The organism is Wolbachia endosymbiont of Frankliniella intonsa (genome assembly GCF_029856955.1).
Classification (GTDB): Bacteria; Pseudomonadota; Alphaproteobacteria; order Rickettsiales; family Anaplasmataceae; genus Wolbachia.
Genome location: NZ_CP097148.1, coordinates 442454 through 466140, shown reverse-complemented (window position 1 = coordinate 466140; position 23687 = coordinate 442454). Strand labels below are relative to the sequence as shown.

Genomic DNA, 23687 nt, shown 5'->3' with positions numbered 1-23687 from the left:
TTTTGAGATTTTATCAATAAATTGCTGCCTATCTTCTTGATTGCGCTCTTGATATAGTGTGACTTTTTTTTAAAGTAATTTTTAGCTGTTTTAGTCTATACCAAATTGAATTTATTCCAAATCCAAGATTTTGTTTCATCTCTGCCAGAGTATGATCTGGATTCTTTGTAACATATTCTTCGAGTATTTTTGGGTCTATTTTTCGAATAAAGCTACCGTTTTTAGATGGCTTTAAGCTTTCACCAGCAGCTTTCTTTTTTAACCAGCGGTACAGAGTTGCTATTCCTATCTCCATGAGCTCTGCTATCTCAACCTTTGTCTTCCCTTTTTCTATCATCAATACTGCCTTTTCCCTTAAATCCACACTATATGCCATTATAACTCAAATACTTTGTTATACCTTTATCATTTGCTTTGGGAAATACTATAGTTTGGTAACAAGTATCGTTGGCATTGGTGCCTCAGTTGCAGAGTCTGCTACAATAGGAGCTTTTGCAGGTGCTGGAGGAATTATACTTGGAGGCCTTGGAATAGGGATAACATCACTGGCAGAAGCATTTAGTGAAGTAGCAATGAGTGCTCAAGCAGTAGGCAACCATTTTGCAGATCTTGATGCTGCATATTCTCAAAGTGGATACAGGCACACAACAAAAACAATGAAAGATAGTACTACATATGATGTTATAGAGCCGATACCTGGCGCAGTGATCACAATACTAGACTTGCCAAATAAACAGCTGTCTTTTGATAGTCAGTATATTTATCGTACACATCATAATTTTGAGGGTTCAGGCAATAATTTTCGCTGGGGTATGCCAGATATTATACGTGATAAGGCTCAAGCAATTAATATTAGAGAAGGCATTGGTTACCCTGCTACAAAGGCCAGCTTTAATTATGATAACACAACACTGATATTACCAACAACACCTAAGTCTTATTTCAATTATGAGTATAATATATTGCCTTTTGTCCTTGAACGCCATGACAGAGGGTTTGATGTAATTAGGCGCTTGGAAGAAGATGGAAGGTTTGATTTTGATTTTTATACTTTCCCTAGTGAACGCGTTATTTGTAAACTTAGACCAGAGTACATGGAAACGTCTATTAAGGTCATTTTAGATGAGCAGAATCGAGAGATTTTAATTCCTCAGCTCCCTCAGCACATTAAGGGAAAACTTTCTTATCAGTTGTGTGGAAATGGAGGTGAGTACAGAGTAAGTTTGCAGGATGGAGTATCCTTATCTTTACAGTCGAATAACTCAAATACCAATTGGATATTGGATGCGCGGCAGCTTGCTTCTACTGAAATTGGTATCGACAAAAATCTGTTGAAAATTGGTGATATACGAATAATACTACCTGATTAATCCTGTGGTAATATTTCTATAGTAGATAGCAATAATGATATGTTTGCTATCGACAGAGAGAATAAGGAAAAAATACTACTGGAAGTTGATGACAAAAAATTTACTGACTGGAAAGCGTTACATGAGCATCTTAAGTTATACTCGCATTCAGACAATCACAATTCATTTGTAGCAGTAGACAATTATCAATCTGTTGAAGGTGTTAATGTAGGACGTGCTTTCTATGAGGTAAGTGCAGATCGTTTTATTTATACCAATAAGCCTGAGGAAAGTGAATTTTTGAGCTCGGTAGTGTTAGCAAAAGTTGAAGGGAATAAAGCCTGGTTTTATCGTAACACTGAACTTTGGCAAGTAGAAATAGCAACAGGAAAAGTACTAAAGCAGTACTTGCCACTTAATAATGTTGATATGGAGTTTATCAGCAGTAGTGTCTTGCAGCACGACAATCAGCTCTATATGGTTATTAAGCATAAATTGGATGATAACAATTTTAAATACACTTATCATATTGAGGATGAAGCGTTCAAACTTGTTGCTATTGATGGTGATACTGCTTTGATTGCTAGATTAGAAAATAGCAACGAAGAAGAGCTATCTAGCATATTTATCATGCCTACCTCTGATTACGATCAGTGGCTTACAGAAAAAAATCTTATTTCTTCTGATCATCAGGTTAAAGCTACTCCTGAAGATGTGGTCAAAATCTCTGATAATAAGTGGTTATTTTTTGATGAATATGGCATAAAGGATTTTGTTAAGGCTAATGCAGAACCAAAAGATTTAGCACTGGTTTTTGTCAGTGAGCATGAAGGCTATTTTTTTACAGCAACAAAGAACATAGTATTTATTTTCAGAAGGACAACGGCCTATCAGGTACACAGGCAACAAAAGTAGATGTTAATAATGTTAAGTCTATCTTTTCTCATAATCAAAGTCACTTTGCATTGACATATGAAGGTGCTCTGTGGTCGCTAGATGATCAAGGAACTGCAAAGCTAGCTAGCGTTAATGCAGATTGGCTCAGTTATCATAGACAAAATTTAATCAAAGATCTTGGCCAATTAGCCCATGATACCACAAGTAAATTTAACAACCTACTGCTACTTGGAATGCAAGACAGTGATGGAAATCCGGTTAACGCATGGTATGACAGTGTTGCTGATCTGGTTATACAAGGCGGATCTAATCTCAATGCAGAACATAACCTAGTCTATCTTGGACTAGACAATGATGAGAAACAAGCGTGGATTTTTGATGATAACGATCAAAGGGTATACCTTCAACCTCTTGCAAATAACAAAAATCTTGTATTCGATGAAAAACTAATGCTTACAGTACTAGGAGACTCTGCTGAACTGTTTCATCCAGAGCAAAAGTATGCAAATGTTGTACGTGATGGTACTAACCTGCGCATAGAAACCTTGAGTGGAGCAATATTACAACTGCCAATGAATTCTGATCTTACTGACAAACCAACACTAATTGCTTTTCATGTCAAAGAGCATGAGCCAACACAAATTCTTTCAGAGCTTCAAACATTAACTGATGATTATGAGTTACCGCCATCAGTTAGGTTGCTTGCTAAATCAAATCAAGAGCCTGCCTCTTGGTATATAACAGAAGAAAAAAAGATTATCTGCGCAAATGGCCTTGAAGCTGAGCATTTTCTGCACTACCTAGGTAAAGTTGTTGGACTAGAAAGTTGGTACATTCATGATAAAAATACCGGAAAACTCTGGTCGGTAAATAGTGATCAATCAGTTGTTGTTGGAAACTACAGTTTTGTACACCTAGAGCAAGATCATCTAATACTGGAAGTAAGTGAAATTACTCCGCTTAGCTTACCACAATTACAAGAAGCAAGTAACCTTATAATATCCAATAAGTTATCGGGGCAACATCATTATCTGCTTAACAGCTCACTGCTGAAACATTACCAACAAATAGTGATAAATGATCAAGGTACTATTGATCTTGATCTTGAAAGTGAATCTACTTTTTCGTTACAGCGTAGTGATAAAGATATTATCCTACATTGTGACTCATTCAATACTGATATATTAATATCTAATATTGATCAGGCCGTGCAGGGAGAAATCATCCTGAAGGTCTGTGATACACAATTACCTCTGAATCATTTGCTGACAGAATTAGATAGCAGCAATAATTACCTAGAGCTGACAGTAAGCAAAGACCAGCTCTTGGTTGATGAAGAATTTGTTAATCCCTACCTATCTGACAGCAACTATGACACCTTAGATAGTACTACAACGCATGACTATAGCGATCTTTTCTATGCTCAATAGCTCTTTATATGTGTGATTCATAGAGGTTATTACAGCAAAAATGTAAGATAAAATAAAAACTTTGACTTGTGATAGTTTAAATACCTTATTAAAATAATATGAATAAATTCATCAACAAGAGGCAATCAGTAAATGGATACCAAAGTTAAGTTGCGTCTGAATTGGATAGAATTATACAAAAATTAGGTCATGCAGGCAAAGTATGTCAACACTATAACATTTTACGCTTTACCTTACGAAAATGGTACAAACGTTATGAAAAGCTAGGTGAACAGGGATTGTCAAACCTTAGTAGCAGGACTAAAACTTTACCCTTACAAAAAATCAACAAGTCAAATGAACAGCTCATTCTTCATCTGAGAAAAGCTAGAAAATTAGGAGCAAGACGTATTCAAGCTGAATTAAAGCGTTTACATGATATCTCTTTTGCATTGGCTACTATACACAAAGTTTTGAAGAAACACGATGTAAGTCTTTTACGTATTAAGCGCCACTATCGCAAGCAGATTAAGCGTTATAACTGCAAAGTGCCAGGAGAGCGTGTACAAATGGATGTTTGCAAAATATCTTCGGGGCTTTATCAATATACTGCTATAGATGATTGTACGCGTTATAAAGTTATCGCATTATACTCAAGGCGTACTTCAAAAAATACTCTGGATTTCCTAAAACAATTAAGGGAAAGGGCTCCATTGGTTCTGTCGCATCTATAAATTGTGGTACAAGAAGATCGTTAAACTGTGATTATGGGAGTTATAGAGCAATTAGCATAGCAAAATTCTCAAAAGTAGAAACATTATCATTAGCCCCGATAATTTGTCTTTTTTGAATCATACGAATATTTTCTATGCCGGTAATGGTAATCTTTTCGGAGTGGAAGCTCTTAAAACCAAGCATTGGCTTTATTCGTTTTTTGATAAATCTATGATCTTGTTCGACAATATTATTTAGATATTTTATTTGAAAAACCATGATTCTACAATCTTCAGAAATTTCTGTATTCAAATCATCAAGAGCAGCAGTATTATAGCTCTTTTCATAATGGTCCAAACGGTTTAAAATAAGAGTTTATAGTAGTGAAGGTAAGTATGCCAGCAGCATATAGTTATGATTTAAGAAAAAAAGCAATGGAGGTACTAGACGAAGGGGAAAGCAGAGAAACGGTAGCAGCAAGATTTAAAATTGGAAGAACTACATTATGGGAGTGGCAGCAAAGAAAAAAAAGAAACAGGAGATTTTCAGTCGAAAAAACTTGGAAATGGAGGTTATAATCATAAAATTACCGACTGGAATAAATTTACTGAATTTGCCAAAAACATGGTGGAAAAACTCTATCGGAAATGGCTAAGCTTTGGAGTAATGTTAGTATCCCAACGATTCATCTAGCTCTTAAAAAATTGGACTCACACGCAAAAAAGACATATGGATACAAAGAAAGGAATGAAGAAAACGTGCTGAATTTTTGAAAATTATAGCAACGAAAGAACCTCAAAACTTAGTATATATAGATGAATCTGGTATTGATAATACCGAAGACTATCCCTATCGATATTCTCAGAAAGGACAGCGATTTTATGCCCTAAAATCTGGAAAGAAAACTCAACGAATTAGCATGATTGCAGCTCTAAATAGTAGAAAAATAGTTGTTCCGTTAACATTTGAGGGCCATTGTAATATGGATATCTTTAATAAATGGTTTGAGCAGTTTTTGACACCTATTTTGGAACCTGGACAAACTGTTATCCTTGATAATGCTACTTTTCATAAGTCTAATAAGATTACTGAACTTGCTAAAGAAGTTGGTGCTGAAATTTTGTATCTTCCTACGTATTCCCCAGATTTCAATAAAATTGAGCATCATTGGTTTGCTATAAAAAATAGAGCTAGGAAAAACATCCCTCTATTCACATCTTTTCGTCATGCTGTTGATTCTGCTTTTCTATGAACTTTCCGGACTATTATGAAAAGAGCTATATCTACGATACCATAGGTTTACTTGAAGATGTTTTGTGTAATTTTATTGTCAATATTTCCAGTACTACTATTAAACGAGTTTGTAATGTTTCTTATTTGTTCCGTCAGTAATGGATTTTGGTATTATATATAGATGAAGCAGGAGTTGATAATAAGTTATACCGAGAATATGGACGTGCTCCAAGAGGAAAGAAAATTTATGCAGATGTTCCAGGGAGAACTCGAGAGAGAATCAGTATAGTAGCCGGGTGGATTGGAATGAGATTTATTGCACCAATGACTTTCAAAGGTGGGTGTGAAAAAGAGGTATTCAATATATTGTTGGAGAAGATGTTATTACCTAAATTGCCACTTGGCACAACCATAGTTATGGATAATGCTACATTTCATAAGACCACTAAAACAAAATCATTAATAGAGTCTTTTGGCTTTCATGTGCTGTATCTTCCAACATATTCACCAGATTTGAATCCCATAGAACACTGTTGGCATACCATCAAAAGCCGCCTCAGACCTCTAATGTATAAATGTACAGACTTACAACTTTTGGTTGGTAATACCATAATGGAAATTTATCCATTCATTTTAGAAAATACTATAGTAGTGATTTTAATTATGATGACGAGAGAAGAAGAGTGTTTACTTGGATTCCAGTGGATAAAAAGGATGGCAAATTTAAATGGAAGATAGAGCCTTATGGTGATGGTTATTCTATAATGAATGTTGAATTTAATGAATATTTATATGCTGCTATTGATGATTTCAATTTTGATAAGGATAGGCGAAAAGCATTTACTTGGATTCCAGGAGGAAAAGATGAACAAAGTCTATGGAGGATTGAATATTTTCCTAACAGCGGTAACGTTTATATGATGAATGTTGAATTTAATGAATATTTATACGCTGCTGATTACGGTAAATATGATGATAATAGAAGAAGAGTATTTACTTGGATTCCAGGAGGGTATATTAGACAAGGTACTTGGGAAATTGAAAATTGTGAATCTATTCACAAGAAACGTGATATACAAGAATTAGATGGTAAAGCAGGTTCTGATTCCCTAGAAGCTATAAAGGTAAGGGCTAGAAACAAGTCAAGTGATTCTCAGCTCTTAGCGTTACCAGGAAGGTTAGATAATCACTTACTAGATGGCTCTAATCGAACTAGAGTTGGGAAGTTTGTAAGTCAAGTAGCTAATACTAAAGATAATGAAGAAAGAGAAAAACCTGCACAACGTAAACGCCGTCATCACCATGGAGATCACAATCATCATCATATGTCAAGAAAACCTCTTGCTATAGATTCAAGTGATCAACCTGAGATAACAGCAAGTAGTGGTACAAGACCATCTTCATGGATAAATAATTGTATTTCTTGGGCGAAAAAATTAGCAGCCAGCACTTTCTCTATAATTCCTGCATTACCCTCTCAATACAACATTGCAGACAAGAATAATGTAAAAAGTGATAATAAAAACATACCACAAAGTACATCATCTGTTGGTTGGAATAAATTCCTAAATAATGAAAATATTGCTCTTGCGAGTTGTGTTGCCGATGCATTAGATAATACTCCAAGTAGGCGGTATCAAGGTTTAATGAGTAAAGGAGTAGAAGTTGTGCCAAGCAGCAGAGTTGCAGTTGAATTTGCTCTTAAAAAATTTAATTCATTTGTAGAAGATAAAATAAGAAACCTAGAATCAAAAGAACAAGCTAGAATACATGTTGAACTTAAAGATGCATATCCAAAAATAATAGCAAGCTTGGAAAGAGGAGTTGAATTTAGTGGTAATGTTGGGTTAGATAATGTTTTAGAAAAGTCCAAGAAGTGCTTTTGTACAAATGTCTTGCCAAAGGATAAAGTATCAACTTGTCTTTCTGAGATAGGAGTAACCAAGCTTGGAGGTAATCTCAATAGGTAGGTTATAATATAAGAAGTGGAGCTATAATATGCCAAGTTGTGGAAAATTTAAAGTGAAGGTGGCAAAATTAGCCACAAAATAATTAGGTATACCAGTAGCAAGTTTGATGGTTCTAATACTAACATGAATGAAGTGGGAATACAAGACTAGAGTTGGGGAATAAATGGTTAATATACTATCCATATTAAACTTACAGTACGTAGATTTGATATAGAAGTTTGGGTAACGTTATGATAGTAATTTATATAATTCTGTGTGCTATCTTTATAGCTGTTTTAGACAGTTCATTAGACTCTTAATTATGTGGTATGTTTAACTTAGGAGAGGTTTTCATAAATATTGAAGTGAATAAGTAAGAATATTATGTTTTTTCCTTGAGTTGTAAAATTTCAGAATGAGAGAGACCGGTGATTTGAGCTATAACATCTATAGAGACACCGGCCTTGAGTGAGTTTTTGGCCACAGCTATTTTAGTCTTTTTTTCTCCCTCTTCTCTACCTTTTTCTGCGCCAATTTTGATGCCACGTTCTTCACCAATGAGGATGCCTTCTTGTCTACCTTTTTCTTGACCTACTCTAAGACCCTCATCAAATTTTTGAGCTAAAGCAGCTATCTCATCCATTATGCGTTTTTTCATTTGTTCATATGCTAGTAACTCTTCTTCTGACCAATTAAACTTATTCATCTCTTCATAAGCTCGTTTTATTATTACGTCACTACCAACTATTTTATCTAGGTCTTCTTCGTTTGTTTCTGCTGCATATCGGAAAAAATAACACCATTTTTCTACTATATTTTCTAGTTGATCTTCTTTTGTCTTTGTAAATTTAGGTAGTTCTATGAATACGAAGTAAAAATCCTTTAAGTCATGTTCAAAGCTATTTTGATCTAAAATGACATGATTAGATTTGTACTCGGCTTTATCTGGAAAAATAATACAATCAGCAACGGCTATGAAGATAATTTCCTTGAGATTATGATAATTATCACCTTGATCAGCTTGACTTGAATAGGCTTTAGCAGCATAATATTGAGCACGCTTTTCGAAGCCTTTGGTCTTAGTGAATTGCATCTCTATGATGTATCTGGAACCTTGAGAGTCCTTACAAAGAACATCAACAATACTCTGCTTTTTAGCAGCAATTTCAGGGTCTAAGATGGTAGCTAAGAATTCAACATCGTGGATAGCAGCTAAGCCAGTAAAGCCTAAAATATCGTTCAAGAAATGAATGAGAATATCTTTGTTTTTCTCAGTGCCAAATATTCTTTTGAAGGCATAATCATTGCGAGCATCAAGAAACTTCGAAAGAGCCATGAGAAAGTAAGATAAAAAGCATTCATAATTATGCACAATTGTGAAGAAATATTCAACTAAAATGCAAACATTTTGTATATCTTTATTTGATAGTATTAACCTATATAATATTTATGGCAAACATCTCAATAAGGTATCAGATAGCACAAAAAGTAAGAAGCTGGAGGTTAAAGTGAGGCTATACTCAAAAAGATTTAGCGGAAAAAATCGGCGTAACATATCAAGTAGTACTACAATATGAAAAAGGAACACGTAAAATTTCGATTGAAAAGTTGTATGCTATAGCAGAGATATTGTCGATTGGTATTGTAGACCTAATTCCTGTATCAAATGAAAAAATCCGCCTTGAAGACGAGGAAGAGGAAATTAGTAAGAAAATATAAAACGATTAATGATCAAGAGTTGCGCAAGGTGTTTTACTTGCTAGCAAAATTTACCTGAGTTGGTGAGAAAAGTAGTAGAAAATCGGAAAAATAAAAATTGCAAAAGGTCTGGTTAAAGCAGGAGTTTCTGTTGATACTGTTTCAAAAACAATTGGTCTATCTGCTGATGAATGTGTTGAAGAAAAAACGGGTTCTATCTACTACCAAATAGGAAAAAAGATAAAGGAGTGGACGGAAGTATACTCAAAAGGATTTGGCTGAGAAAATGGATACAACACGCGATGAACTATGAGCAAGGACGTGTGGCTATTCCACTGGAAAAATTATATGCAATAGCAGAAACATTATCGATTAATATTACAGATCTGCTAATAGAGGAAGGTAGTAAAGTAGAAAATGAACTACCGAATTTAATTGAAGAATAAAAAAAGATTGAAAGTCAAGAACTACGTAATGCATTAATAAGATCTCTATTTGAAGGCATACGGATTTGCGAAGAGAAAGTGAAAAGAGCAGAAAAGATAAAGGATTTAGTGAAAGGAGGAATTTCTACCGATATTATTTTGCAAATAACAGGCCTCTCTTTAGGAGAAATTCAACAATAAAAAATCAGTATATATTAATATCTTTACTCTTAGATGAAAAAATAAGTAAAAAAGATTGAAAAATTGATTTGACTTCACTCGAAAGCTATGGCTCTATGCCAATGCTGATAAAAAACAGCAGTAAATATCTAAAAAAAGTTTGTTGTTAGTGAAGGGTAAATTATATGAATAAAAGTAAAGAAGAAATCGAATTCATAATATTAGAAAGCAAAGGCAAAGTACTACTTGATCGTGAAATAATGGAAACGTTTCTAAGTGCAGTACATGAAAGACCACAAGCTCAAGAAATTGCTAAAAATCTGGTGAATAGCTATACGGGAGTAGGAAGGATTTTAGTCCGAGAAATGGATGACCTGAAAGTTATAGAAGGAGTAACTGATTCTGCAGTAGCAATGATTATGTGTGTTAAGGAAACACTAGAAAGGGTGCTCAGAGAAAAGCTTAAGAGTGACCCAATAATGGACTTACAAGGGCTAGTAGAGTATTTGAACGTAAGTATAGGACACTCAGAAAGGGAATGTGTAAAAATACTGTATTTGAATAAGAGGCGCCAATTAATCGGAGAAGAATCCTATATTGGTGAAATGGAAAAAGCACCAGTATACATAAAGGAAATTATAAGAAAAGCATTAATAAAGAATTCAACATTAGTAATAATGTCACACAACCATCCTGGGGGACACTTAGAACCATCAGAAGAAGATCAAGAAGTAACGAAGAGCTTAGCAGCAGCATGTAGTACTGTAAGCGTTAGATTATTTGATCATATTATCATCACAAGTGGGGGCTATTTCAGCTTTCGAGAAAACGGATTGTTATAGCAGAAAGTACTTGCAAATCTACTCATTATAATTTATACTGAGTAATAGAATGTATAAACTAAGATTTATATACTTAAAAAGTATTTTTAATATGAGGTTTATATGACTAGTAAAGATCAGAATAAAAAGACTAATGTTAATTACAAGAAAATATTTGGTGCTCTTGAAAGCGTTGATATAGAGCAGTCTAAATTTGTGAGTAAAATTAATAGCCAGAAGGAGATAAAACTGGAAGATACAATGCCTTTCCCTAGCAGAAACGTTCGCGAAAAAAAATCAACTATGGAAAAGGACTTGATTATATATATGGCACAAAACCTGTAAGTGATCAAGAAGATAAAAATCCATTTGCCTCAGCTTTGCAAAAAATAAAGCCAAATACAGAGAAGCTGAGCTGGTTTAAGAGTTCTATATGGTCCAAACGGTTTAAAATAAGAGTTTATAGTAGTGAAGGTAAGTATGCCAGCAGCATATAGTTATGATTTAAGAAAAAAAGCAATGGAGGTACTAGACGAAGGGGAAAGCAGAGAAACGGTAGCAGCAAGATTTAAAATTGGAAGAACTACATTATGGGAGTGGCAGCAAAGAAAAAAAGAAACAGGAGATTTTCAGTCGAAAAAACTTGGAAATGGAGGTTATAATCATAAAATTACCGACTGGAATAAATTTACTGAATTTGCCAAAAAAACATGGTGGAAAAACTCTATCGGAAATGGCTAAGCTTTGGAGTAATGTTAGTATCCCAACGATTCATCTAGCTCTTAAAAATTGGACTCACACGCAAAAAAGACATATGGATACAAAGAAAGGAATGAAGAAAAACGTGCTGAATTTTTGAAAATTATAGCAACGAAAGAACCTCAAAACTTAGTATATATAGATGAATCTGGTATTGATAATACCGAAGACTATCCCTATGGATATTCTCAGAAAGGACAGCGATTTTATGCCCTAAAATCTGGAAAGAAAACTCAACGAATTAGCATGATTGCAGCTCTAAATAGTAGAAAAATAGTTGTTCCGTTAACATTTGAGGGCCATTGTAATATGGATATCTTTAATAAATGGTTTGAGCAGTTTTTGACACCTATTTTGGAACCTGGAAAAACTGTTATCCTTGATAATGCTACTTTTCATAAGTCTAATAAGATTACTGAACTTGCTAAAGAAGTTGGTGCTGAAATTTTGTATCTTCCTACGTATTCCCCAGATTTCAATAAAATTGAGCATCATTGGTTTGCTATAAAAAATAGAGCTAGGAAAAACATCCCTCTATTCACATCTTTTCGTCATGCTGTTGATTCTGCTTTTCTATGAACTTTCCGGACTATTATGAAAAGAGCTATATCTACGATACCATAGGTTTACTTGAAGATGTTTTGTGTAATTTTATTGTCAATATTTCCAGTACTACTATTAAACGAGTTTGTAATGTTTCTTATTTGTTCCGTCAGTAATGGATTTTGGTATGAAGACCTTCATAACTTAGCACGGTGGTTGAAAAAGTGTAAAGTTACAACAGTATAGTATTTCCCAAAGCAAATGATAAAGGTATAATAAAGTATTTGAGTTATAATGGCATATAGTGTGGATTTAAGGGAAAAGGCAGTATTGATGATAGAAAAAGGGAAGACAAAGGTTGAGATAGCAGAGCTCATGGAGATAGGAATAGCAACTCTGTACCGCTGGTTAAAAAAGAAAGCTGATGGTGAAAGCTTAAAGCCATCTAAAAACGGTAGCTTTATTCGAAAAATAGACCCAAAAATACTCGAAGAATATGTTACAAAGAATCCAGATCATACTCTGGCAGAGATGAAACAAAATCTTGGATTTGGAATAAATTCAATTTGGTATAGACTAAAACAGCTAAAAATTACTTTAAAAAAGTCACACTATATCAAGAGCGCAATCAAGAAGATAGGCAGCAATTTATTGATAAAATCTCAAAAATAGAACATTCCAGCATCTTATATATAGATGAAGCAGGAGTTGATAATAAGTTATACCGAGAATATGGACGTGCTCCAAGAGGAAAGAAAATTTATGCAGATATTCCAGGGAGAACTCGAGAGAGAATCAGTATAGTAGCCGGGTGGATTGGAATGAGATTTATTGCACCAATGACTTTCAAAGGTGGGTGTGAAAAAGAGGTATTCAATATATTGTTGGAGAAGATGTTATTACCTAAATTGCCACTTGGCACAACCATAGTTATGGATAATGCTACATTTCATAAGACCACTAAAACAAAATCATTAATAGAGTCTTTTGGCTTTCATGTGCTGTATCTTCCAACATATTCACCAGATTTGAATCCCATAGAACACTGTTGGCATACCATCAAAAGCCGCCTCAGACCTCTAATGTATAAATGTACAGACTTACAACTTTTGGTTGGTAATACCATAATGGAAATTTATCCATTCATTTTAGAAAATACTATAATTCATATAACTTCTTAATTGAAATTCTGCGCGTTCCTTTTTCATATTGTAGTACTACTTGATATGTTACGCCGATTTTTTCCGCTAAATCTTTTTGAGTATAGCCTCACTTTAACCTCCAGCTTCTTACTTTTTGTGCTATCTGATACCTTATTGAGATGTTTGCCATAAATATTATATAGGTTAATACTATCAAATAAAGATATACAAAATGTTTGCATTTTAGTTGAATATTTCTTCACAATTGTGCATAATTATGAATGCTTTTTATCTTACTTTCTCATGGCTCTTTCGAAGTTTCTTGATGCTCGCAATGATTATGCCTTCAAAAGAATATTTGGCACTGAGAAAAACAAAGATATTCTCATTCATTTCTTGAACGATATTTTAGGCTTTACTGGCTTAGCTGCTATCCACGATGTTGAATTCTTAGCTACCATCTTAGACCCTGAAATTGCTGCTAAAAAGCAGAGTATTGTTGATGTTCTTTGTAAGGACTCTCAAGGTTCCAGATACATCATAGAGATGCAATTCACTAAGACCAAAGGCTTCGAAAAGCGTGCTCAATATTATGCTGCTAAAGCCTATTCAAGTCAAGCTGATCAAGGTGATAATTATCATAATCTCAAGGAAATTATCTTCATAGCCGTTGCTGATTGTATTATTTTTCCAGATAAAGCCGAGTACAAATCTAATCATGTCATTTTAGATCAAAATAGCTTTGAACATGACTTAAAGGATTTTTACTTCGTATTCATAGAACTACCTAAATTTACAAAGACAAAAGAAGATCAACTAGAAAATATAGTAGAAAAATGGTGTTATTTTTTCCGATATGCAGCAGAAACAAACGAAGAAGACCTAGATAAAATAGTTGGTAGTGACGTAATAATAAAACGAGCTTATGAAGAGATGAATAAGTTTAATTGGTCAGAAGAAGAGTTACTAGCATATGAACAAATGAAAAAACGCATAATGGATGAGATAGCTGCTTTAGCTCAAAAATTTGATGAGGGTCTTAGAGTAGGTCAAGAAAAAGGTAGACAAGAAGGTAGACAAGAAGGCATCCAAATCGGCCATCAAAAAGGTAAAATTGAAGTTGCAAAAAACTCACTCAAGGCCGGTGTCTCTATTGATGTTATCGCTGAAATCACTGGCCTTTCGATAGATGAAATTGAACAACTTAACTAATGCCCTGGTGATTTTCGCATCTGGTTATCTATTATTGGATCATTTAAATAAGTTTTAGGTTTATTGTCTGTTTTTCCTGGTAATTGACTCTCTGATCGACTAAGGGAAACAGCAGCAAGTATGTAATTAATTGTTCCTTTAACCAACTCTGATAAAGATCTTTTTGGCTTGTGTATCTGCTCTGCTTCTTCAATTTCACGTTTTGAACCTTCAAAAGGAATAAATTTAGCTGTTTCTTCCATATTCTTGCCATTTTTAAAGTGATCAAGATATTCTCTAGCTACCATACTAACTTCTTTTTTATCTAAGTGCTCTTGAAACTTTTTGCTGCTTAACTTCATATCTACATTAATAAGTACCGGTATACCACCTTCTACATTAAATTTAGCTCCAAAGTCATATAATTGAACTCTAGATAATCCCTGACCATTAATTTTAATAAGACCAAGCTCCTTATCTTGTTCTTCTAGCAGTTGATGCTCTGTTTTAATTTCTTTTGCTAAAATTTGTTTATCTTCACTAGATAGTAGGTTATTAGCTTTAGCAACATCAAAATGTTCAACAAGTAAACCTTTTTCTTCTACTTTATAGTTAGCAGATTTTATTCCTCTCTCTACAACCACAATAAGCTGATCAACACTTTTCAATCCAGAAATAAATGCTACATTACTATCAAAATAAGCATAACTATTACCAGTTCTATAAATCGCAATGACATGATTACTTGTTACTAAGTGAATAGCAAAACCACCTCTAATTCCAGCTATGTAATTTGATAAATCACTGAGTGTTTTATAACCCTTAGCATGAGTCAAGTTTAAAGGTAGGCTACTTGTAGAAGAATCTAACTTCCTTTCAAAGCTATCAAGTAATTTACTAAGAGCAAAAACCTCTCTTTCCTCCCTCTTGGATACCTGCATATGTTGAGCCATACGCTCATATACTCTAGCCGAAGCTTCCAAACTATTTAAAAATGATTTGCTACTCTGTGATAATAAGGCTTGAGATAAGCCCCATGTAATCGCTACACATTTACCACTAATACTCATTCCACGTTTTTCAAAAGAAGGTAAATAAAGACCTTGTTTTACTGATTTAATGAATACATTTGGAAACTTATGGGATACAAATTGCGAAAATACTTCTTGTTGTTTTCTATTAAAGTGCAATGACTGCACCTGCCTAGAATCTCTACTTCCAATCGAGCTATGGCTAAACTCTTTTTCTACAAAACCTCCTATTAAAAAAAGAGAATCTCCACCTGAAGCTTCCTTGTTAAAAACAACTACCGTGAGAGCTACTTTATCACCATCTGTAAGTGATTTATACATCACGCCTACGTATTCCGGTAGCTGCCTCTTTCCCTCTTTCAATAATTGGCCAGATGTCATACCTTCTCTTGGTCCCTTAATCTCTGATCCTATTGGTATACACTTTTTCGCATCATCAGCTCCTTCTGCAAACCCAATACCATGAACAAGCATATCAATACGTTTTCCTCTACCAGTTTGAAACTCCGTTAATACTAATGCTCTATTTTCTGGTAACTCTTCTAGTCTTATGTAACTATAGCAGCTAAATACTCCATCGAGCACAGCTTGGGTATGTGCTTCTTTTTCTATTAAATCTTTAAAAGGGTATACTCCTGCTCCAATTTTCTTGAATAATTCCTTATATTTATCTATTGATGGAAGCTGATTTTGTGCAGTGGCACATTGAGAATTTATATCTTCATCAAACATCTCTTTTAACCTATTAGGATAAGGGATACTCTTAAAATTGCCTTGAAACTTAACAGGCCTTTCATTGTTGTACTGTTCTAGAGGAATAGCTTGACTAATTTCTATACTAAAATATTCTTCAAATTTCTGCTTCTTAACATTAAAATTAAGATCCAATTTAACTACTCTTCTACCTCCTATCTTTTGCCCAAGTTTATCAAAAAGAGGAATTACCTTGTTCATCATAGTAACTCTTCCATCGGTTTCAATGATGTTCACCACATAAGCCAACTTCTCAGTACTTTCTGGAATCAGTACCATTGTTACTATCCCATGGCTCTTATCAAGATTTTTTAACATTTTCTCTTTAGCATCTTGAGCTGCTAAACGTTGAGGCCTATCAGAATCGACTGCTTCTGTAGGTACATTTTCATCATAAATAAAAACATGTTTTTCAAAATTTGTTTTCAAAGCTTCATTTAACAATAATGATTGCCCCAACAAAAATCTACTAAAGTAATGATGATCTCCCTTTTATCCTGTACCAGGAAATGTATAATAGATACGCTCTACATTATTGTGAATTCGCTCTTTCAATATCACTTCACTAATCTCATCTTTATTTCGTTCATCAATAGATCCCAATATTTCATTAAAAAGGGAAGTAATTTCTTGATCACGTGACACAGGAACAATTTCTGAAATAGGAGTGTGATGATCAAAATTTACACCAACACATAGAATATCATCTGCAGTAGTTAAAACTCTCATTACATTCGGTTGAAAACCTTTTGCGTAACCCTTTGCTTGCTCTAAAGCATCATCTGGTGTAGTAACAATACCTTTTCCTGCCTTCAATTCAATAATAATAGGAATAGCATTTAATGACCTATCATCACCACGAGGCACTAAAACAATATCAGCATAACCTCTTCCTGCAAATTGCTCTAAGTAAACTCTAAGATTAGATCTATAGCGAAAATTCATCACTAAAGCACCTGCAATAAACCCATGATGCGCTGCTTCTCTTGCTTGATCAGCATAAACAAGCACATTCTCACATTTTGAATGGATTTTACTAAATTTTGTAAGAATTTCTTTAATAGATTCCTTTACTCTTTCTGCATTAGAATTAGTCAGCTTAGCTATATCACTTTCTGGATTTTTCCATACTTGCTCTACTTCCCAAAACTCAGGTTTCGCAGAAGCATCCTTATCCAATTTCTCATCTTTTACCTCAACAGATATTTTTCCTGTAGTTTTAACAATCTTTACTGATCTAACTTGAAGTTGATCTTTAACACGCATCACATGTTCACCCTTTACCGGGAAGTTTAATTGATTACGTATATTTTCTAACTCGCCATAGGTAAACTTTTTATTTGTATTATTAGACTCCGAAACCACAAAAAGACTTAAATTAATTTCGCAAGCACTCTGATCTTTATACTTCTCGTTTTTTCTTACAACAGCAACCTTCAAAGTTTCCGGACCATCAAACCTATAATAAACCTTTGTAATTTCTTTATCCACAATTTTTCTACCTATCAAAGTAGAAAATCTACCTAAAAAGAAATGAGGAAAAAAACCTTTTTTGCTTACTGAATGTAAATACGATGGAATCTGGTCTATATACGATTGAAACCTTGCTTTGAAAGATTTAAACTCGCTACTTGGTTGAATTGGATGGTTGATAGCACCAGCACCTGTAACTGAACCTGCTTCCTTAATCAATAACTCTATTAACTCAAAATCTTGCGGTCTTCCTTCGTTCTGCATAAAATCCCCCGTTAATATATAATTTTTTTATTTATTCAATCCTAGACTGGCCATGCGTTTCTTCAACCTTCGCTTCAGTTAAATCGCCACTTGGACCAGGTTTCTGACAAAGCCCCTCATCAGCAGACTTACCATAGGCTGAAAACTTGCTTAGTAGATCACTATCTCCGCGCGTTGCTAATATATCACTTATATGATGTTTTTTAGAGTCCATAAATTCTTTAATTTGGTTAGTATTAGCTTTATCTAATATTGCCCATACTGGCTCCATATAATTCTTCTCAACCAAATACACTAAAAATCTCCCTTGAAAAACAGAATCGTCCAACATTTCTTTGTTTAATGTAAAAGTACGATGATTATCAAACCCCTCTTTCCCCCACATGTGCTTAAAAACACTTATACCTTTATTTAAATAATACTCTGGACAGTCTTCTATCATAAATTTTAAGCAGAGATAGTAATCATCTTCCTCAACTTTAGTGAATTCTAAGTAATCAAACAACTTCTGAAATTTATCAAAATTGTGCATATCCTTCATTCTATTCAAAGAACCATAATGACCATTTTTCTCTAAATCTCTTTCTAAGAACTTTGAATATTTATTAGAATCTATCTTGCTAAGGAAAAACTCAAATATATCAGGATAAACCCTAAAATTACCTCCAGCTGTATATGCTGCATTTTTCATCAAGATCTCATCTTTCTTTTCTTTACTCATTTCGCTTTCAGGTAATGCTTCTATTTTATTCCAAAAGAACTCCACTGCTTCTACTTTTTTCCAACCTATAGCACAGTCAAGCCCATATTCATATAGATGACAACCTTTCAAATTTAATTTAGAATAATCTCCAGATTTTGCCTTATTCCAAAAGGATTCCACTGCTTCTACTTGCTTCCAATCTACAGTACAGTCAAAATTATTTGACAATGCATAATTGCCAACAACATGCGACCAGAAAGCTTGCAAGGGATCTCCATGACTTAGATTACTTACTAGCTTCTTTAATGAATCTTCATTTATTACATTACGTTCCTGCATATGATCGCTAAACATCTTTACGATATCCTGTTCCAGACAGCATTGACAGGCAATCTTGTATCTAGCAGTACCAAATGGATTTAGGGTACTGTCTGAACCTAGAACAATCAATTTTTCTCCTACCTTTTGTCTATTAAGTTTGACTTCATGCAAGCCACCTACTTCCTCCCAGCATTCCCCATCAGATAATACTTGTGCAAGGAATTTATTTCTTATTTCACCATATCCTGCATGTAAACGCCAATTCGCATAGCACCAACGTTCAATTTGAAGGAGCTTAGATGCTCTATGAGAATCATTTTCTTTAATGGATGAGAATAAAATTTCTGAAATATCACCACGCAGCATAGACAACCCCCCAATACATAAAAAAATTGTAATTCATAGTCTTCTTATATACCATAAAAATTACTATAGCTGTTTTAGTCTATACCAAATTGAATTTATTCCAAATCCAAGATTTTGTTTCATCTCTGCCAGAGTATGATCTGGATTCTTTGTAACATATTCTTCGAGTATTTTTGGGTCTATTTTTCGAATAAAGCTACCGTTTTTAGATGGCTTTAAGCTTTCACCAGCAGCTTTCTTTTTTAACCAGCGGTACAGAGTTGCTATTCCTATCTCCATGAGCTCTGCTATCTCAACCTTTGTCTTCCCTTTTTCTATCATCAATACTGCCTTTTCCCTTAAATCCACACTATATGCCATTATAACTCAAATACTTTATTATACCTTTATCATTTGCTTTGGGAAATACTATACTATTAAACGAGTTTGTAATGTTTCTTATTTGTTCGGTCAGTAATGGATTTTGGTATGACTCATGCTGCCTTATTTCCTCTACATTTTTAAACAAAATGTCCCACGAATTGACTATAAAATCTAGAAAAGGTTGCTTATTCATCATGTCAACAAGGTCTGCAAACAATTCTATATCTTTGTTGCTGATATAAAATATTGACTTATCATTCAAGCGAGATAAATGATCTGCCATGATAGATGGAGCCATCACAAAAATAGACCCGAAATATTTATCATGTAAGGTGTTTCTATGATTATTTATTCCACCTTTACAGATCTTCTGTAATCCTGTTAGTAAATCCATTGTATAAAATTGATCAACCTGAGAAAACTCTTTCTTTCTTACATCCAGAGCTCTTTCTTTATCAAGCAATTGTTGATTACTACTATTCGTCTCGCACGAAATGTTCTTATTCTTAACTATATCATCTAATATCAATATATTACTAGAGAACTTTCTCCAATCTTCTAATCTTTTAGAAAACTGAAAAAGATCCTCTGCATACTCAAGATTATCTGCAGTTTTACCACTTCTATCCTGCAAAAGTTGTTTAAACTGTTCATAAGCTTTATCCCTGTCATTTAATAATTCATCTTCTATAATTTTAGTAATTTTAAGCTTTTTAAGAAAATTTCGTTTTATATCTATAGGATGCCCAGCAAAATCTAACTCTTTAATCTTGTTGAAGCTTACTCTTGCAATAAAGTTTTCCTGATCAAAAGTAAATAAATAACTTGTACTTTGCTTCCTGATATAAACTGTTTTATTATTATATGGATGAGTAAATTGACACGAATCTAGTTTTATTAAATGATTATTCTCCCATTGTCCCTCTGTATATCCATTTTCACCAAATGACTTCCTTGTTCCCTTATTTTCATTAAAGCTACTTTGATCAGCTTTTCCAGATTTGCCGTCTTTCCAAGTACGCTGCTTAAAATGTGATACAGTAGGAATAGACTCCAGGTCAGAATCACTTTCACAAGATATAGAAGATCTCTCAACCTTATCACTAGCATCACAGTACTCCTCATCAGAGGAATGAGTTGAAGAAGGTAGCAAATTCTGACTTACCTGCTGACTATTAGAATTTCCTACGTGCATAATAACCCCCTATAAAGAATTATCAATATTCTTAATTTAAGATGTTTTATTCTTTGAAAAGAGGCAAGAAAAAATTTTATATGTCGATAAATAAGGTTCTTAAAACACGGTGTTTTTTTTCCAAAATTTGTTGATTTATACCAATTCCCATTAGTAATAAAACACATGAAAAGGAGCTCTTTTTGCCTATAATTAGGGAGTTAAGAAAATTTATAACCTACCTCATTTGTCTTGCCAATAACGATTATTGGTATTAGTTATGGTGGTTGAAATAGCAAACCAATTAAGTTGCCTCGTCCAGCGCTCTCTTTTAGTCAATTGCTGTTTTTCCTTGTAAAAATTCAGCTTACCTTTTACATCTAAATAGCTAATAAGATTCTGTCTTTTATAGATGAGTAATCCTCTAGGAATCGTCTTCTTGAACTCTATGATATTATTTTTTGCAACATTGTTATATACGTCATGACAGTAAGAGTATTTATCCTTGTTTTTAATCTCTGCAGATTTAACAAGAAAATTCAGTAAAAAAACTCAGATATTTATTGGCAAATTACATAAAATTATAGCGACTTTTTTTATTTTTTCTACATTCAGCCAAATCGCGCTTGTTAGCACATTATTACAACGCCAATTTCCATTATTAAAACTCACTACTAGGGGATTCTTTTGCCTTTTTTCCATCTAGTTAATTTCTTAATGTTTATAATCCCGCTACGTGTTAGTGATATAACCATACAAGAATTAGTAGAAAGCTAGCTTGCATTAGCTTTATTTGTTATAATTACATCCAGTTTTATAAAGTGAGGAGTAAATATGCCAGAAGTTACTGGGCAAGATTCTAATAAGGAAAGTAGAATAGAAAACGAGCTACAACAGGATTATGAATATGAACTGATTAAAAGTTTATTCATGTTTCCTGATAGGCGTCATTTGGTAGATATTGCTGAAGCTACAAAAGGCTCGTTTGATAATTTAATGTGTGCGTGGCTTGTTACAACTGAGTTGACAGACAGTCAAGAAGAGTTAGATGAGGAATTGCTATCTATTTTTAGTGCAATGAGATCTTTGAGTGCAGGAGATAGTTACCGACAACTTCAAAAGTTTTTATTAAATAATAAAGATAATCAAGATCTAAAAACCGTTCTTAATTGTGAGAGGGGAGAGTCTAGTTTGACGATATTGCACATAATATCAAGTATGGCTTGGGCAAGAAAACAATATGATTGTGCCGTAAGTTTGCTTTTAGAAGCAGGAGCTGACCCTAATATCAAGAATGATAAAGGAAGGACACCATTACACTATGCTACCGGACCTTATAGTATAGCTGCTCTCTTAGAAAAGGGAGCTGACCTTAATGCAGAAGATAATGAAAAAAAAACGCCTTTGCATCATGTTGCTAGTGTTGGTTGTTCTGAAGGCGTAGTTTTACTCTTAGAGAAAGGAGCTATTTCTGATCAAGGTGATAAACAAGGAAAAACTCCTCTGCAAGTTGCACGTGATAATCATCATGAACATATTGAAAAGTACTTTGTGACTTATAAGCGAGAGAAGTTGAGTGATAAGTTACGCTCTATAATGGAAACAAAAGACTGGTTCGAAGATGGTTCGGGTTACGTTTTAACTAAGAGACAGGGGGCTTGAGAAGAAAGTTGTTGGATATAGTAAATAACTCAGAAGGTGATTCAGTTGTTGAAGATCTACAAGAATTCTTAGATGATTTTGGGAATGATCAAGATCTAAGAATGGTTTTGAATCTTCGAAGTAATGAAGGAGAGTTGCAGGTGCATCAACATGCTAAAAATCTTGATCCTTTTGCTCGTTCAGGTACTGATGAAAGAGCAAATAAATTTGAAGTAAAAAGATTACTTTTGAAAGCAGATGCAATCAATTTACAATGGTCAAGTTATGATGAGAAGGAGTATTATTCTAGGGATTTATGGAGTAATTTACCGCCTAATCGACAGATAAAGCTAAAAGAATTTTTAGATAAAGTTTCTAAAGCTCAAAATATGGATGAACTAGAAGGAGTTGTAGATGAGGCTATTCTCTCAGGAGGGAGGATTAATAGACGATTTTCTCAAGATAAGAAGCGTAATTTTACAGATTGTGTTATGGAAAGGATTGGTGAGTTAGGAAAGAATCCTGAAGTTGCAAGCAAGATAGTATGCAAGTTGGTATCAATAGGGGCAGTGTTATATAATAAAGATAATATGAAAGTAATTGATACACTAGAATCTGAATTTAAAGAGCACAAAGAAAATATGATAGAAGCTTATCTAGATTATCTAGAGAGTACCCTAGATTTTATGGAAGTTATAAAAGGAGCAGTTATTAATGGTATGGTAAAGAATGCAAAAATAGATAACACTACTTTATACTCGGAATATTCCGAAGATAGTATAATAAATGTTGCAAGGCTCACAGAAAAAGCTAGTGAGTTAAGGCGAGCTCAGGGCAACATAGACTATGAAAGAGATATAATAAAGATTGGTAAAAGTGAGGTAGAAATTATAACAAAGAATGGTATAAGGAATTACACCAATCTTGCGGACGATAGTGATATAGTGTTGACTTTCCCTGCCACTAAGGGAGAGTTAGACGTTAGGTTATATCCTGATAAGCAAAATAAAGACTGGATAAAAGTAGAAGTAAGAGATCAAGAGAGGTTGAAAGAATTAAAAGATTGTGGAGAAGAAATAGGAAAAAATTGCTTATTTGGTTGTTACTCATTTTACAATGCTATTGAACGTGGGTACTTTGAAAGGCCTGCAGGAATTTTCCAGGGAGAAAGATTACAAAGTGGTGAAAAAGTTTCTCATGTAGATCAATTACAAAGTAAAAAATAATAAGGTACGTCAAATTGGATTATACTAAGCTTGGTTTACAGTAGGTCTTAGATTATGCAAGA

Annotated in this window: 19 protein-coding genes and 7 pseudogenes; 17 read left to right on the top strand and 9 right to left on the bottom strand. The window is 33.9% G+C overall.

Annotated elements, in window-relative coordinates:
- Positions 1-28: 28 nt before the first annotated feature.
- Entirely contained in the window at positions 29-376 is a 348-nt protein-coding gene (locus M3L71_RS02600) for a transposase (protein ID WP_264336399.1), read from the bottom strand.
- On the opposite strand from M3L71_RS02600, the pseudogene M3L71_RS02595 reads away from it, so the two are divergent.
- The 3 genes and pseudogenes from M3L71_RS02595 to M3L71_RS02585 all read left to right on the top strand — a co-directional run bounded on the left by M3L71_RS02595 (position 294) and on the right by M3L71_RS02585 (position 4389).
- Positions 294-2264, top strand: a pseudogene (locus M3L71_RS02595) (TcdA/TcdB pore-forming domain-containing protein). The gene M3L71_RS02600 and the pseudogene M3L71_RS02595 sit on opposite strands and share 83 nt — an antisense overlap.
- A gap of 50 nt (positions 2265-2314) precedes the next feature.
- Positions 2315-3676, top strand: coding sequence for a hypothetical protein (locus M3L71_RS02590; RefSeq protein WP_280143904.1), 1362 nt, complete (start codon positions 2315-2317; stop codon positions 3674-3676).
- Between the two features lie 161 nt (positions 3677-3837).
- Positions 3838-4389, top strand: coding sequence for a helix-turn-helix domain-containing protein (locus tag M3L71_RS02585; protein ID WP_280143903.1), 552 nt, complete (start codon positions 3838-3840; stop codon positions 4387-4389).
- Positions 4390-4429: 40 nt separating this feature from the next.
- On the opposite strand, the pseudogene M3L71_RS02580 reads toward M3L71_RS02585, so the two are convergent.
- Positions 4430-4702, bottom strand: a pseudogene (locus M3L71_RS02580) (DDE-type integrase/transposase/recombinase); the annotation flags it as partial.
- A gap of 62 nt (positions 4703-4764) precedes the next feature.
- On the opposite strand from M3L71_RS02580, the pseudogene M3L71_RS02575 reads away from it, so the two are divergent.
- The 4 genes and pseudogenes from M3L71_RS02575 to M3L71_RS02560 all read left to right on the top strand — a co-directional run bounded on the left by M3L71_RS02575 (position 4765) and on the right by M3L71_RS02560 (position 7572).
- Positions 4765-5621, top strand: a pseudogene (locus M3L71_RS02575) (IS630 family transposase).
- Positions 5618-5761 (top strand): hypothetical protein, encoded by a 144-nt coding sequence (locus M3L71_RS02570; protein ID WP_280143202.1) that lies wholly within the window; start codon positions 5618-5620, stop codon positions 5759-5761. Before M3L71_RS02575 ends, M3L71_RS02570 begins: the two are co-directional and overlap by 4 nt.
- 6 nt (positions 5762-5767) lie before the next feature.
- Positions 5768-6340 carry an IS630 family transposase gene (locus M3L71_RS02565; protein WP_280143902.1) on the top strand — a complete coding sequence of 191 codons (573 nt, stop codon included), beginning with the start codon at positions 5768-5770 and terminating at the stop codon, positions 6338-6340.
- Entirely contained in the window at positions 6304-7572 is a 1269-nt protein-coding gene (locus M3L71_RS02560; RefSeq protein WP_280143901.1) for an RICIN domain-containing protein, read from the top strand. The genes M3L71_RS02565 and M3L71_RS02560 overlap by 37 nt, the downstream gene beginning before the upstream one ends.
- A 361-nt stretch (positions 7573-7933) precedes the next feature.
- On the opposite strand, the gene M3L71_RS02555 is transcribed toward M3L71_RS02560, so the two are convergent.
- Positions 7934-8887: an Rpn family recombination-promoting nuclease/putative transposase gene (locus M3L71_RS02555; RefSeq protein WP_280143900.1), complete on the bottom strand. Its 954-nt coding sequence runs from the start codon at positions 8885-8887 to the stop codon at positions 7934-7936.
- A gap of 113 nt (positions 8888-9000) precedes the next feature.
- On the opposite strand from M3L71_RS02555, the pseudogene wmk reads away from it, so the two are divergent.
- From wmk to M3L71_RS02520, 7 genes and pseudogenes are all read left to right on the top strand, one after another.
- Positions 9001-9875, top strand: a pseudogene (gene wmk / locus M3L71_RS02550) (WO male-killing family protein Wmk).
- Between the two features lie 164 nt (positions 9876-10039).
- Positions 10040-10696 (top strand): JAB domain-containing protein, encoded by a 657-nt coding sequence (locus tag M3L71_RS02545; RefSeq protein WP_280143899.1) that lies wholly within the window; start codon positions 10040-10042, stop codon positions 10694-10696.
- Positions 10697-10798: 102 nt separating this feature from the next.
- Positions 10799-11109, top strand: a pseudogene (locus M3L71_RS02540) (hypothetical protein); the annotation flags it as partial.
- 46 nt (positions 11110-11155) lie between these two features.
- Positions 11156-12013: pseudogene (locus M3L71_RS02535) on the top strand (IS630 family transposase).
- A complete protein-coding gene (locus tag M3L71_RS02530) occupies positions 12010-12153 on the top strand; it encodes a hypothetical protein (protein ID WP_280143202.1) in 144 nt (47 codons plus the stop codon). The pseudogene M3L71_RS02535 and the gene M3L71_RS02530 overlap by 4 nt, the downstream one beginning before the upstream one ends.
- Positions 12154-12271: 118 nt before the next feature.
- Complete coding sequence (locus M3L71_RS02525) at positions 12272-12649, top strand: IS630 transposase-related protein (protein WP_280143223.1); 378 nt, start codon at positions 12272-12274, stop codon at positions 12647-12649.
- Complete coding sequence (locus M3L71_RS02520) at positions 12628-13158, top strand: IS630 family transposase (protein WP_349292727.1); 531 nt, start codon at positions 12628-12630, stop codon at positions 13156-13158. Before M3L71_RS02525 ends, M3L71_RS02520 begins: the two co-directional genes overlap by 22 nt.
- Here the strand turns inward: M3L71_RS02520 and M3L71_RS02515 are convergent.
- Positions 13139-13309: pseudogene (locus tag M3L71_RS02515) on the bottom strand (helix-turn-helix domain-containing protein); the annotation flags it as partial. The gene M3L71_RS02520 and the pseudogene M3L71_RS02515 overlap by 20 nt on opposite strands.
- 113 nt (positions 13310-13422) lie before the next feature.
- Between M3L71_RS02515 and M3L71_RS02510 the strand changes: the two are divergent.
- Positions 13423-14331 (top strand): Rpn family recombination-promoting nuclease/putative transposase, encoded by a 909-nt coding sequence (locus tag M3L71_RS02510; RefSeq protein WP_280143898.1) that lies wholly within the window; start codon positions 13423-13425, stop codon positions 14329-14331.
- On the opposite strand, the gene M3L71_RS02505 is transcribed toward M3L71_RS02510, so the two are convergent.
- The 5 genes from M3L71_RS02505 to M3L71_RS02485 all read right to left on the bottom strand — a co-directional run bounded on the left by M3L71_RS02505 (position 14328) and on the right by M3L71_RS02485 (position 20779).
- Positions 14328-16553: a hypothetical protein gene (locus M3L71_RS02505; protein WP_280143897.1), complete on the bottom strand. Its 2226-nt coding sequence runs from the start codon at positions 16551-16553 to the stop codon at positions 14328-14330. The two genes, M3L71_RS02510 and M3L71_RS02505, sit on opposite strands and share 4 nt — an antisense overlap.
- Positions 16554-16586: 33 nt before the next feature.
- Positions 16587-17786, bottom strand: a complete 1200-nt coding sequence (locus tag M3L71_RS02500) for a hypothetical protein (RefSeq protein WP_280143896.1) — start codon at positions 17784-17786, stop codon at positions 16587-16589.
- Between the two features lie 76 nt (positions 17787-17862).
- Positions 17863-19221, bottom strand: coding sequence for a hypothetical protein (locus M3L71_RS02495; protein ID WP_280143895.1), 1359 nt, complete (start codon positions 19219-19221; stop codon positions 17863-17865).
- A 63-nt stretch (positions 19222-19284) separates the two neighbouring features.
- The gene (locus M3L71_RS02490) at positions 19285-19581 is read right to left on the bottom strand and encodes an IS630 transposase-related protein (protein ID WP_280143894.1); all 297 of its coding nucleotides are present in this window, start codon (positions 19579-19581) and stop codon (positions 19285-19287) included.
- Positions 19571-20779: a hypothetical protein gene (locus tag M3L71_RS02485; protein ID WP_280143893.1), complete on the bottom strand. Its 1209-nt coding sequence runs from the start codon at positions 20777-20779 to the stop codon at positions 19571-19573. Before M3L71_RS02485 ends, M3L71_RS02490 begins: the two co-directional genes overlap by 11 nt.
- 813 nt (positions 20780-21592) lie before the next feature.
- On the opposite strand from M3L71_RS02485, the gene M3L71_RS02480 reads away from it, so the two are divergent.
- Positions 21593-22420: an ankyrin repeat domain-containing protein gene (locus tag M3L71_RS02480; protein WP_280143892.1), complete on the top strand. Its 828-nt coding sequence runs from the start codon at positions 21593-21595 to the stop codon at positions 22418-22420.
- Between the two features lie 8 nt (positions 22421-22428).
- Positions 22429-23625, top strand: a complete 1197-nt coding sequence (locus tag M3L71_RS02475; protein WP_280143891.1) for a hypothetical protein — start codon at positions 22429-22431, stop codon at positions 23623-23625.
- Positions 23626-23687 lie beyond the last annotated feature (62 nt).

Coding starts and splice junctions, on each gene's coding strand:
- M3L71_RS02600 (WP_264336399.1), bottom strand. CDS start 376: ATGGCATATAGTGTGGATTTAAGGGAAAAGGCAGTATTGATGATAGAA.
- M3L71_RS02570 (WP_280143202.1), top strand. CDS start 5,618: ATGAACTTTCCGGACTATTATGAAAAGAGCTATATCTACGATACCATA.
- M3L71_RS02555 (WP_280143900.1), bottom strand. CDS start 8,887: ATGGCTCTTTCGAAGTTTCTTGATGCTCGCAATGATTATGCCTTCAAA.
- M3L71_RS02545 (WP_280143899.1), top strand. CDS start 10,040: ATGAATAAAAGTAAAGAAGAAATCGAATTCATAATATTAGAAAGCAAA.
- M3L71_RS02530 (WP_280143202.1), top strand. CDS start 12,010: ATGAACTTTCCGGACTATTATGAAAAGAGCTATATCTACGATACCATA.
- M3L71_RS02525 (WP_280143223.1), top strand. CDS start 12,272: ATGGCATATAGTGTGGATTTAAGGGAAAAGGCAGTATTGATGATAGAA.
- M3L71_RS02510 (WP_280143898.1), top strand. CDS start 13,423: ATGGCTCTTTCGAAGTTTCTTGATGCTCGCAATGATTATGCCTTCAAA.
- M3L71_RS02495 (WP_280143895.1), bottom strand. CDS start 19,221: ATGCTGCGTGGTGATATTTCAGAAATTTTATTCTCATCCATTAAAGAA.
- M3L71_RS02490 (WP_280143894.1), bottom strand. CDS start 19,581: ATGGCATATAGTGTGGATTTAAGGGAAAAGGCAGTATTGATGATAGAA.
- M3L71_RS02485 (WP_280143893.1), bottom strand. CDS start 20,779: ATGCACGTAGGAAATTCTAATAGTCAGCAGGTAAGTCAGAATTTGCTA.
- M3L71_RS02480 (WP_280143892.1), top strand. CDS start 21,593: ATGCCAGAAGTTACTGGGCAAGATTCTAATAAGGAAAGTAGAATAGAA.